Origin of the sequence: Hydrogenophaga sp. 70-12, from assembly GCF_001897365.1 — a bacterium.
Taxonomy (GTDB): Bacteria; Pseudomonadota; Gammaproteobacteria; order Burkholderiales; family Burkholderiaceae_C; genus Hydrogenophaga; species Hydrogenophaga borbori.
Window position 1 is genome coordinate 1 of sequence record NZ_MKSS01000210.1, and the last position, 11,200, is coordinate 11,200.

At 69.1% G+C, this 11,200-nt stretch carries 11 protein-coding genes; all 11 read left to right on the top strand.

The genetic code is table 11. The annotated features are described in order from the left end of the window. A partial coding sequence (dapF, locus tag BGO22_RS12595; protein WP_286851102.1) for a diaminopimelate epimerase occupies positions 1 to 812 on the top strand: 812 nt, incomplete at its 5' end. A gap of 18 nt (positions 813 to 830) precedes the next feature. Then, on the top strand, positions 831 to 1,529 hold the full coding sequence (locus BGO22_RS12600; protein ID WP_070397228.1) for a DUF484 family protein: 699 nt from the start codon (positions 831 to 833) through the stop codon (positions 1,527 to 1,529). Continuing rightward, positions 1,526 to 2,482 carry a tyrosine recombinase XerC gene (locus BGO22_RS12605; RefSeq protein ID WP_070397229.1) on the top strand — a complete coding sequence of 319 codons (957 nt, stop codon included), beginning with the start codon at positions 1,526 to 1,528 and terminating at the stop codon, positions 2,480 to 2,482. The genes BGO22_RS12600 and BGO22_RS12605 overlap by 4 nt, the downstream gene beginning before the upstream one ends. A gap of 30 nt (positions 2,483 to 2,512) precedes the next feature. Next, the gene (locus BGO22_RS12610) at positions 2,513 to 3,697 is read left to right on the top strand and encodes a class I SAM-dependent rRNA methyltransferase (protein WP_070397230.1); all 1,185 of its coding nucleotides are present in this window, start codon (positions 2,513 to 2,515) and stop codon (positions 3,695 to 3,697) included. 63 nt (positions 3,698 to 3,760) lie between these two features. After that, a complete protein-coding gene (locus BGO22_RS12615) occupies positions 3,761 to 4,837 on the top strand; it encodes a CobW family GTP-binding protein (protein ID WP_070397231.1) in 1,077 nt (358 codons plus the stop codon). A 270-nt stretch (positions 4,838 to 5,107) separates the two neighbouring features. Further along, positions 5,108 to 6,160 (top strand): RNA polymerase-binding protein DksA, encoded by a 1,053-nt coding sequence (dksA, locus tag BGO22_RS12620; protein ID WP_083292775.1) that lies wholly within the window; start codon positions 5,108 to 5,110, stop codon positions 6,158 to 6,160. A gap of 38 nt (positions 6,161 to 6,198) precedes the next feature. Beyond that, the gene (locus tag BGO22_RS12625; protein WP_070397232.1) at positions 6,199 to 8,022 is read left to right on the top strand and encodes an STAS domain-containing protein; all 1,824 of its coding nucleotides are present in this window, start codon (positions 6,199 to 6,201) and stop codon (positions 8,020 to 8,022) included. 178 nt (positions 8,023 to 8,200) lie between these two features. Beyond that, positions 8,201 to 8,749: an ATP-dependent protease subunit HslV gene (hslV, locus tag BGO22_RS12630; RefSeq protein ID WP_070397233.1), complete on the top strand. Its 549-nt coding sequence runs from the start codon at positions 8,201 to 8,203 to the stop codon at positions 8,747 to 8,749. Between the two features lie 11 nt (positions 8,750 to 8,760). Further along, positions 8,761 to 10,092, top strand: a complete 1,332-nt coding sequence (gene hslU / locus BGO22_RS12635) for an ATP-dependent protease ATPase subunit HslU (protein ID WP_070397234.1) — start codon at positions 8,761 to 8,763, stop codon at positions 10,090 to 10,092. A gap of 301 nt (positions 10,093 to 10,393) precedes the next feature. Then, positions 10,394 to 10,810, top strand: a complete 417-nt coding sequence (gene mraZ / locus BGO22_RS12640; protein ID WP_070397235.1) for a division/cell wall cluster transcriptional repressor MraZ — start codon at positions 10,394 to 10,396, stop codon at positions 10,808 to 10,810. 8 nt (positions 10,811 to 10,818) lie between these two features. Continuing rightward, positions 10,819 to 11,200 (top strand): 16S rRNA (cytosine(1402)-N(4))-methyltransferase RsmH (gene rsmH, locus BGO22_RS12645; RefSeq protein ID WP_286851122.1); only part of this gene is annotated, 382 nt, incomplete at its 3' end.

Below are 11,200 nucleotides of genomic sequence, written 5' to 3' on the forward strand. Positions count from 1 at the left end.
TCGGGCTCAGCACGGCGCAGTACCGCTTTCTCGCCGACCGCCACTTCGGCGTTGGCGCCGACCAAATCCTCTCCGTGCGCGAGGCCCCCGAGCCGGGCCTTGACTTTGAATACGTCATCCACAACGCCGATGGCGGCGAGGTGGAGCACTGCGGCAACGGCGCGCGCTGCTTCGTGCGCTACGTGCACGACAAGGGCCTGAGCGAGCGAAACCCGCTGCGCGTGAAGGTGAAGAACGGCGTGTTGGAACTCAAGCGCCTGCCCGACGGCCGCGTCACCGTGGACATGGGCCCGCCGGTCTTCGCGCTGTCCCAGGTGCCCTTCGACGCCAAGGGCCTGAAGGCCGAGAAGCTCGGCAACTTCGAGCGCTGGCCGCTGGCCGTGCCCTACGCGGGCGACCAGTACGTGGCGGTGCTGTCCATGGGCAACCCGCACGCGGTGCTGCTGGTCGACGACGTCGACACCGCGCCGGTGGCGGCCTGGGGCCCGCTGATCGAAAACCACGAGCGCTTTCCCCGGCGCGTCAACGCCGGCTTTCTGCAGGTGATCGACACCCGCACCGTGAAGCTGCGCGTGTACGAACGCGGTGCGGGCGAAACCCTGGCCTGCGGCACCGGTGCCTGCGCCGCCGTGGTGGCGGGCATCCGCCTGGGCTGGCTGGGCTCGCGCGTGGACGTGCACACCCGTGGCGGCGTGCTCACCATCGAATGGGTCGACACGCCCGAACACGACGCCCCCGTGTTCATGACCGGCCCCGCCACCCCCGTGTTCGAGGGCGAGATCACCGTGCCCGACGAGCTGAACCAACCGTAGTCTTTTTCGCCCACCACCATGACCCAGCCGATCCCGCCCATCACCGAGGACGACATCGCCCAGTACCTGGCCAACAGCCCCGACTTCTTCGAGCGCCACGCCAGCCTGCTGGCGGCGGTGCAGCTCACCAGCCCGCACGGCGGGCGCGCCGTGAGCCTGCAGGAGCGCCAGGCCGAGATGCTGCGCGAGAAGATCCGCGGCCTGGAGCTCAAGGCCGCCGAGATGATGCGCCACGGCAAGGAGAACACCGCCATCGCCGACAAGCTGCAGCGCTGGATGCGCGAGCTGCTGCTGGTGCGCGAGGCGCGCGACCTGCCGCGCGTGGCCGCGACCGAGCTGTCGGCGCAGTTCCTGGTGCCGCAGGTGGGCATCAAGGTCTGGGGCGTGTCGGCCGAGTTCGCCGGCGAGGACTACGCCCAGGGCGCGAGCCAGGATGCCCAGGCTTTCGCGGGCTCGCTGGCGGTGCCGTACTGCGGCCACAACCCGGGCCTGGAGGCCGCGCAGTGGCTGGTCGATCCCTCGTCGGCCCAGTCGCTGGCGCTGATCCCGCTGCGCGCGGGCGCCGCGCCCGAGGCCTTCGGCCTGCTGGTGCTGGCTTCGCCCGACCCGCAGCGCTTCGCCTCCGACATGGGCACCGACTTCCTCGAACGCATCGGCGAACTCACCAGCGCCGCGCTCTCGCGCCTGCGCCCGGTGGTGGCCGCGGCCACGGAATGAGCCACGCCGGGCCGGCCCGCAGCGACGACGCCGGCCTGGTGCGGGCCTACCTGGACCACGTGCGCGTGGACAAGCGCCTGGCCGATCGCACGCTGGCGCTCTACACGGGCGATCTGGAGAAGCTGCAGGCGAATGCGCGCGAGGCCGGCGTGGCCCTGGCGGACGTGATGCCCGCGCACGTGCGGCGTTGGGTGGCGCAGATGCACTCGGGTGGGCGCAGCGCGCGCGGCATCGCGCTCATCCTCTCGGGCTGGCGCGGCTTCTACGGCTGGCTGGGCCGCCAGGGCCTGATCCAGCAGCACCCGGTGAACGACGTGCGCGCGCCCAAGGCCGGCAAGCCCCTGCCCAAGGCCCTGCCGGTGGACGAGGCCGTGCGCCTGATGGGCCACGCAGACGCCGAGGACGACCCGGCGCTGGAGGCGCGCGACGCCTGCATCGCCGAACTGCTGTACGGCTGCGGCCTGCGCATCGGCGAGCTGGTGGGGCTGGACGTGGCGGCCAGCGCCACGGCGCGCGGTTGGATCGACCTGAGCGGCGCCGAGGCCCACGTGCTTGGCAAGGGCAGCAAGCGGCGCAGCGTGCCCGTGGGCCGCGCGGCGCTGGACGCGCTGCGGCGCTGGCTGGACCTGCGCCCCGCCTTCGCGCGGGACGACGCGGCGCTGTTCATCGGCCAGCGCGGCGGGCGGCTCACGCCGCAGTACATCCGTGTGCGGCTGAAGCGCCGTTCCATCCAGGCCGGCCTGGCCACGCCGGTGCACCCGCACATGCTGCGCCATTCCTACGCCAGCCATGTGCTGCAGTCCAGCGGCGACCTGCGGGCCGTGCAGGAACTGCTGGGCCACGCCAGCATCGGCACCACGCAGGTGTACACCCGGCTGGATTTCCAGCACCTGGCGCGCGTCTACGACGCCGCGCACCCGCGCGCCCAGGCCCGCAAGCCACGCGCCAAGTAAGGCCACCCCACCCCACGGACACGACCGGGCATGAAATCCATCCGACTCAGGCCCGGCAAGGAACGCTCCCTGCAGCGCCACCACCCCTGGGTGTTCGACGGTGCCATCGCCAAGGGTGGCGGCGACCCCGGCGAAACCGTGCGCGTGGAGGGTGCCGACGGCCAGTTCCTCGCCTGGGGCGCCGTCTCGCCCGCCTCGAAAATCCGCGTGCGCGCCTGGAGCTTCGATCAACGACAGCGCATCGACGCCGCCTTCTTCAAGGAGCGCTTGCGCGCCGCCCTGGCCCTGCGTGAGCGCCTGGCGATCGACAGCGATGGCGTGCGCCTGGTGCACGCCGAGTCCGACGGCCTGCCCGGCCTGGTGGTGGACCGCTACGGCGACACCCTGGTCGCCCAGTTCGGCGCCGCCGGCGTCGAGCGCTGGAAGGACGTGATCGCGGACGCCCTGCTCGAGCTCAGCGGCTGCGAGCGCCTGTACGAGCGCAGCGACACCAGCAGCCGGCGCCTGGAAGGTCTGGCCGACGCCACCGGCTGGCTGCGCGGGCAGGGCGAGACGGCGCTGGTGCTGCAGGAACACGGCTGGCGCCTGGGCCTGGACATCGCCAGCGGCCACAAGACCGGCTACTACCTCGACCAGCGCGACAGCCGCGCCGCCTGCCGCGAACTGGTGGCGCGGCACCGCCTGGCCGAGGTTTTCAATGGCTTTTGCTACACCGGCGGTTTCACCGTGGCCGCGCTCGCCGGCGGTGCCGAGCGCGTGCTCTCCGTCGACTCCTCGGGGCCCGCGCTGGAGCAGGCCCGGGCCAATGTGGCCCTCAATGGCTTCGACGCCGGCCGCTGCGAGTGGCGGGACGCCGACGTCAATGCCACCCTGCGCCGCCTCATCGACGAGGGCCGGCAATTCGACGGCATCGTGCTCGACCCGCCCAAGCTGGCCCCCACGGCGGCGCACGCCGAGCGCGCCGCGCGCGCCTACAAGGACCTCAACCGCCTGGGCTTCAAGCTGCTGCGCCCGGGTGGCGTGTTGTTCACCTTCTCCTGCTCCGGCGGGGTGGGGGTGGAGCTGTTCCACAAAATCGTGGCCTCGGCCGGCCTGGAAGCCGGCGTGGACGGCGTTTTCCTGCAGCGCCTGGGCGGTGCCCGTGACCACCCGATGACGGTGAGCTTCCCCGAAGGCGAATACCTCAAGGGCCTGGTGGTGATGCGCCGGCCCTGAAGCCGGTTCGCACCGGGCTGGCCTACACTCTTCCGCCTTCGTTTTCCCCACCCCCTACGCACCATGGCCCTGATCCCCGCCACCATCCTCACCGGCTTCCTCGGCTCGGGCAAGACGACCCTGCTCAAGCGCGTGCTCACCGAGGCCCACGGCCAGAAGATCGCCGTCGTCGAGAACGAGTTCGGCGAAGAGAACATCGACAACGAAATCCTGGTGGCCGACACCACCGAAAACATCATCCAGATGAGCAATGGCTGCATCTGCTGCACCATCCGCGACGACCTGCGCGCCACGCTGGCCGACCTGGCGCAGAAAAAGCGCAAGGGCGAACTCGACTTCGAGCGCGTGGTGATCGAAACCACCGGCCTGGCCGACCCCGGTCCCGTGGCCCAGACCTTCTTCATGGACGACGAGGTGGCCGAGCAGTACCTGCTGGACGCCATCGTCACCCTGGTGGACGCCAAGCACGCCGCCCAGCAGCTCAACGACCGCCAGGAGGCGCGTCGCCAGGTGGGTTTCGCCGACCAGATCTTCATCAGCAAGGCCGACCTGGTCTCGGCCGACGAGGTCGATGCGCTGGTGCACCGCCTCAAGCACATGAACCCGCGCGCGGCCATGCGGCCCGCGCACTTCGGCGAAGTGGCCATCAACGAGGTCTTCGACCTGCGCGGCTTCAACCTCAACGCCAAGCTCGAGATCGACCCGGACTTCCTCAAGGCCGACGACCACGACCACGACCACGACCACGACCACCATGGCCATGGGCACCACGACCACGCCCATGGCGAGCACTGCGACCACCCCTCGCACCAGCACGGCCACGGGCACCACCACCACCACGACGACGACGTCAAGAGCTTCGTCTACCGCGCCGAGCGCCCCTTCAGCCCCGAAAAGCTGGAGGACTTCCTGGGCGCCATCGTGCAGGTCTACGGCCCGCGCATGCTGCGCTACAAGGGCGTGCTGCACATGCAAGGCACCGAGCGCAAGGTCATCTTCCAGGGCGTGCACCAGCTCATGGGCAGTGACCTGGGCCCCGAGTGGGGGCCGGACGAAAAGCGCGTGAGCAAGATGGTGTTCATCGGCATCGAACTGCCGCGCGACATCCTCGAGCAGGGGCTCGAGCAGAGCCTGGCCTGAACCGGGCGCGGGTCGGGCCGTTCAGCGCAGGGGGCCGGGCCGTGTCGTTTGTCTCACCACGGCCTGCCCCGGTCTGCCGGCCGGCGCGGGCCGCGCTTCGCGCATGGCTACAATCGCGCCCCGAATCAACCAGGGCATTTGTCACACGGCAAGGGGGTATAACAGCGCCTTTGCCGATGGCAGGCCCGGGTTGGAGCCCGTCGCCATCGGTCCACGAGCCGGGCGCGATCCCTGTGAAGGGGCGTGCCGGCCATCCCAAGGAGACCCGTTGTGAAAGCCCCGGCTTCCAAGGCAGCGAAAGCAGGCAAGTCCGTCGCCTCGGGCGCCACGGCGCGTGCCGGCAAGCCGGTGGCACACAAGAAGGCCTCCCCGGTCAAGGCTGTGGCCAAGAAGGCGCCGGTGGCGAAGAAGGCCGTGGCCAAGGCACCGGCGAAGGCACCCGTGAAGGCGCCCAAGGCCGTGGCCAAGAAGGCGGCGCCGAAACCGCTGCCCAAGGCCGTGGCCAAGCCGCCGGTGAAACCCGTTGTCAAGGCCGTGGCAAAGCCCGTGGCCAAAGCGCCGACCGCCAAGAAGCCGGTGGTGAAAGCCGCCGCCAAGGCACCGGTCAAGGCCAAGGTCGCGGCATCGCCCGCCGCCAAGGCCGCGGCCGTGGCCAGCGACCTCATTTCCAAGGTGGCCAGCGCTGCGGCGCCCACCGCGACCGAACCCTCGCCGGCGCCCATGGGCAAACGCGAGGCGCGCAAGGCCATGCTGGCGCAGATGTCCCAGCCGGCCTCCGCGCCCAGCCATGCCCCAGACGCTCCCAAGGCGACTTTCTCTCCCGTGAATGAACGAACCGTCATGACGTCCCCCGCCCCCCCATCCCTGCAGAAGGACCCCAAGCGGGCCAACAACTGGAAGACCCTCAAGGTCGAACAGCTCACCGACGCGGACGTGCTGGCCATGCCCGACAGCGAGTACATGAACGACGTGCAACTGGCGTTCTTCAAGACCAAGCTCAAGGGCCTGAAGACCGACATGCTCAACAACGCGGGTGAAACCACCGAACACCTGCGCGAGGACACCGTCGTCGTGCCCGATCCGGCCGACCGCGCCACCATCGAGGAAGAGCACGCCCTGGAGCTGCGCACGCGCGACCGCGAGCGCAAGCTGCTCAAAAAGATCGAGCAGGCCATCGCCCGCATCGAGGCCGGCGACTATGGCTATTGCGAGGAAACCGGCGAGCCCATCGGCGTGGGCCGGCTCATCGCGCGGCCCACGGCCAGCCTCTCGCTCGAGGCGCAGCAGCGCCGCGAGCTCAAGCAGAAGATGTTCGGCGACTGAGTTCGACCGGCACCGACCCGATCCACAGCCCGGTTCCAATGTCCAAGGACGAATCCAGCGGCGGCTTCCTCTCCAAGGTGGTGAAGTTCGTTCGCCACCCCACCACGAGCTGGGCCGACCTGGACACCCGTCAGTCGGACCGCGAGAGCGAATACAGCAAGGCCGCGCTCAAGGAGATGATCGAGCGCAAGCGGCGCAACGACTTCGTGCGCAAGCGCGAGTTCGACATGCTGCGCAAGATCCGTTCGCGCGAGGGCTCGCCCGCCGAGGCCCAGGGCATGCGCCCGTCCTTCTTCCAGAGCAGCATCCCCTCCAAGCCCGATGACCGGGCGATGACGCTCAAGAAGATCGACGAGATCGAGGCGCAGATGTCCATGCAGTGGTGGAAAACCAAGGGCGCGGACTCGATCACCAGCACCGGTTCACCGGGACCCAACAGCGCCGCGCAGCCGCCCGGAACCTTGCCGTCGAAGGCCCGCGAGGCCTCGCCGATCCGGCCCTTGCCTCAGGTGGACCCGGCGCGCCTGCGCGCCCAGTACGACGTGACCGAGCCCGCGCCGCTGCTGCATCCCTCGGCGCAGCGCGAGCACCAACCCACCGAGCCGATGGCGCTGCGGCCGTCGCAGGCGACGGCGCCCGCGCCGATCAAGCCCCCCAGCAGTCCCCGCACGGGCCTGATGGCGCCGCGCGCGGGCACGCCCAGCAGCCAGCAGTTGGGCTCGGAGTTCTCGGCCTCGCACTTCTACGCGCTGGACGTGCAGGAGGTGGCCCAGGACCCTGAGGTGGAGGAGGCCGCCATCCGCTTCGCCAATGGCGACGATGCCGGTGCGGAACAGGGGCTGCTGGAGGCCGTGTCCGACGGCGGCGCCCGCGTCGACCAGGAGGCCGATTGGCTCGCCCTGTTCGACCTGTACCGCGCCACCGGCCAGCTCGCGCCCTTCGAGAACCGGGCGGTGGAGTTCGTGAACCGTTTCGACCGCTCGGCCCCGCAGTGGTACGACATGCCGGCCGCGGTGCAGCGCATGGTGGTCGCGGCCGACGCGCCGATCGCCGCCGGGCACGCACGCGCCGTGTGGGCCTGCGAGGCCGAACTTGACGCGCACGCCGTGGGCTCGCTGCAGAACGTGCTGACGCGCGCGCGCCAGCCCTGGGTGATCGACTGGAGCCTGCTCAGCAGCATGGACCCCAAGGCCGCGCGCGCGTTGCTGGGCCTGGTCACGCTCTGGACCGACCAGGACGTGGAGCTGCGCTTCGTGGGCGGCGCCAGGCTGCGCGACGTGCTCAAGAGCATGACCCATTCGGGCCGCCGCGACGTCGAGCAGCTGTGGTGGGAGCTGCGCATGGCCGTGCTGCGGCTGATGAACCGGGCGGATGAGTTCGAGCTCACTGCGCTGGACTTCTGCGTCACCTACGAGCTGTCCCCGCCGGGCTGGGAGCGGCCACGCTGCCGCTACCAGTCGATGCGTGGCGATGGCGACGAAGGCCATTCCGTGCTGGGCGAATCGGTGATCGAGACCCTCTCGCCGCCGTCCACGCTTTCGGGCGAGTCGGCCATGGACTCGCAGCCCGGGTCGATCAACCACCTTGGCCTGGTGGAGCTGTCGGGCGAAATCCGCGGCGACGCGCAGAGCACCATCGACATGCTGGAGCAGCGGCTGGAAGGTGCCGACGTGCTGATCCTCTCCTGCCGCAACCTGATCCGCGTCGATTTTTCGGCCGCGGGCACGCTGCTCAACTGGGTGTCGAACCACCACGCGCAGAACCGGCTCGTGCAGTTCGTCGACGTGCACCGGCTGGTCTCGGCCTTCTTCCACGTCATCGGCATCACCGAGTACGCGAAGGTGGTCCTTCGCAACGACTAGCAGGAAGTACCCCCGCCGCGCTGCGCGCGACCCCCTCAAGGGGGGCGACACCAGCGGCCCGGCAAAGCCGGTTCCGCGGCGTCACTGGGTTGGACCGCGTGGTGCGTGGCGGGTTGTGCGCCGGCTTTTTCTCCATTGCCCCTTGAGGGGGGGCCATCGCATCCCCATCTGCCACCCCATGGAATCTTTTCACGGCACCACCATCGTCTGCGTCCGCCGCGAAACGCCGCAGGGCGTGCAGGTCGCCATCGGCGGCGACGGCCAGGTCACCCTGGGCCACATCGTCATCAAGGGCACGGCGCGCAAGGTGCGCAAGCTCTACCACGACCGCGTGCTGGCGGGCTTCGCTGGCGCCACGGCCGACGCCTTCACCCTGTTCGAACGCTTCGAGGCCAAGCTGGAGAAGCACCAGGGCCACCTGGCGCGCGCGGCCATCGAGCTCACGCGCGACTGGCGCACCGACCGCGTGCTGCGCCGCCTGGAGGCCATGCTCGCGGTGGCCGACCGCAGCGCCGCGCTGGTCATCACCGGCAATGGCGACGTGCTCGAGCCAGAGCACGGCATCGTCGCCATCGGCTCGGGCGGTGCCTACGCCCAGGCCGCGGCCAAGGCGCTCATCGACCACACCGCGCTCAGCGCCGAAGATGTGGTGCGCCAATCGCTCGCCATCGCGGGCGAGTTGTGCATCTACACCAACATGAACCACACCATTGAAACGCTCGACTGAGGCCGTTTGACATGTCTTCGATGACACCCCAGGAGATCGTCTCCGAGCTCGACCGCTTCATCATCGGCCAGAAGGGCGCCAAGCGCGCCGTGGCCATCGCCTTGCGCAACCGCTGGCGGCGTCAGCTGGTGGACGAAAAACTGCGCCCGGAGATCACGCCCAAGAACATCCTCATGATCGGCCCGACCGGCGTGGGCAAAACCGAGATCGCGCGCCGTCTGGCCAAATTGGCCGACGCACCCTTCATCAAGGTCGAGGCCACCAAGTTCACCGAGGTGGGCTACGTCGGCAAGGATGTGGACAGCATCGTGCGCGACCTGGCCGACATCGCCATCAAGCAGACGCGCGACGCGGCGATGCGCCAGCAGCGCGCGCGCGCCGAGGACGTGGCCGAGGAGCGCATCCTCGACGCACTGATCCCGCCGCCGCGCGCCGTGGGTTTCGAGCCCCAGCCCACGCCCGACAGCACCGCGCGCCAGGCCTTCCGCAAGAAGTTGCGCGAGGGCCAGCTCGACGACCGCGAGATCGAGATCGAGGTGGCCGAGCCGCGTCCCACGATGGAGATCATGGGGCCCGCCGGCATGGAGGAAATGGCCGAGCAGCTCAAGGGCCTGTTCGGCCAGTTCGGCGCCGGGCGCAAGCAGCAGCGCAAGCTGCGCATCGCCGAGGCACTGAAACTGCTGATCGACGAAGAGGCGGCCAAGCTCGTCAACGAAGACGAGATCAAGGCCCGCGCCCTGCACAACGCCGAGCAGAACGGCATCGTCTTCATCGACGAGATCGACAAGGTGACCTCGCGCAGCGAGAGCGGTGGCACGGCCGAGGTGTCGCGCCAGGGTGTGCAGCGCGACCTGCTGCCGCTGGTGGAGGGCACGACGGTGTCCACCAAATACGGGCCGATCAAGACCGACCACATCCTGTTCATCGCCAGCGGTGCCTTCCACCTGTCCAAGCCCAGCGATCTCATCCCCGAGCTGCAGGGGCGCTTCCCGATCCGCGTGGAACTGCAGTCGCTGTCGGTGGACGACTTCGAGGCCATCCTCACGCAGACCCATGCGTCGCTGGTGCGGCAGTACCAGGCGCTGCTGGAGACGGAGGGCGTGACGCTGGTGTTCCAGCCCGACGGCATCCGCCAGCTGGCCCAGATCGCCTGCGAGGTGAACGAGCGCACCGAGAACATCGGGGCGCGGCGGCTCTCCACGGTGATGGAACATCTGCTCGACGAAGTGAGCTTCGACGCGGCCAAGCTGCAGGGCCAGACCGTGAACATCGACGCCGCCTTCGTGCAGGGGCGGCTGGGCGCGCTCAGCCAGGACGAGGACCTGTCGCGCTACATCCTCTGAGCGGCCTGACTGGTCGGGGCTCCTTTCCCGCCGCCGACCCACCCTCACCGCCCGTCGCCTCGTGAAACGCCCGTGGAACCACCCCACGGGCGTTCCTGTTTTGAAGCTTCACTTGCACTGACCTTTGTAAGTGCTTGCTTTTTATGTGCTTTTTGGTCCTGGATTCCCCGCGAAATCACTTCTAAGTGGTTGATTTCATTGAAAAAAAGTGTGCATGACCCCTGGTGCGCGAGTGTTTTCCTGCTACAGTGGGAATAAGTGCAATTAAGTGGTGGTATGTCCCACCTGAAGGTCAAAAGCGGTGTTCCAGGGCGCGTCTTCGCTGAGTCTCGATGCCAAGGGGCGGCTGTCCGTGCCGACCCGGCACCGCGACGCCCTGGGTGGCTCGCTCACGATCACCAAACACCCCCATGGCTGCCTCATGGTCTTCCCGCGCGAGGCCTGGGAAGACTTCCGCGGCCGCATCGCCAACCTGCCCATGCAGGCCCAGTGGTGGAAACGTATCTTCCTCGGCAATGCCATGGATGTGGAGGTGGACGGCACCGGTCGCGTGCTGGTCTCACCCGAACTGCGCGCCGCGGCGGGCATCAGCAAAGATGTCGTGCTGCTCGGCATGGGCGCCTACCTTGAACTGTGGGACGCCCAGGTGTATGCCGCACAGGAGGCCGAGGCCATGAAGGCCGAGATGCCCGATGTGTTCAAGGACTTTTCCTTCTAAGGGCGGTGGTGGAGACGACATGGGCCCATCAGACCGTCCTGTTGAACGAGGCCGTGCAGGCGCTTTCGATCAACCCGGACGGCCACTACGTCGATGCCACCTTCGGCCGCGGCGGGCACAGCCGCGCCATTCTGCAAAGGCTGTCGCCCCAAGGGCGGCTGACCGTCTTCGACAAGGATCCCCAGGCCATCGAGGTGGCGCACCAACTGGCCGCGCAGGATGCGCGCGTCTCGGTGCGGCACAGCGGCTTTGCGGCCATGACCGAACTGCCGCCGGCCTGCGCCGACGGCATCCTCATGGACCTCGGCGTGAGCTCGCCGCAGATCGACGACCCCGCGCGGGGTTTCTCGTTTCGCCACGACGGCCCGCTGGACATGCGCATGGACACCA

What these genes read in the sequence shown, in the direction of transcription:
- BGO22_RS12600 (WP_070397228.1), top strand. Translation starts at nt 831, where the DNA reads ATGACCCAGCCGATCCCGCCCATCACCGAGGACGACATCGCCCAGTAC.
- BGO22_RS12605 (WP_070397229.1), top strand. Translation starts at nt 1,526, where the DNA reads ATGAGCCACGCCGGGCCGGCCCGCAGCGACGACGCCGGCCTGGTGCGG.
- BGO22_RS12610 (WP_070397230.1), top strand. Translation starts at nt 2,513, where the DNA reads ATGAAATCCATCCGACTCAGGCCCGGCAAGGAACGCTCCCTGCAGCGC.
- BGO22_RS12615 (WP_070397231.1), top strand. Translation starts at nt 3,761, where the DNA reads ATGGCCCTGATCCCCGCCACCATCCTCACCGGCTTCCTCGGCTCGGGC.
- BGO22_RS12625 (WP_070397232.1), top strand. Translation starts at nt 6,199, where the DNA reads ATGTCCAAGGACGAATCCAGCGGCGGCTTCCTCTCCAAGGTGGTGAAG.
- hslV (WP_070397233.1), top strand. Translation starts at nt 8,201, where the DNA reads ATGGAATCTTTTCACGGCACCACCATCGTCTGCGTCCGCCGCGAAACG.
- hslU (WP_070397234.1), top strand. Translation starts at nt 8,761, where the DNA reads ATGTCTTCGATGACACCCCAGGAGATCGTCTCCGAGCTCGACCGCTTC.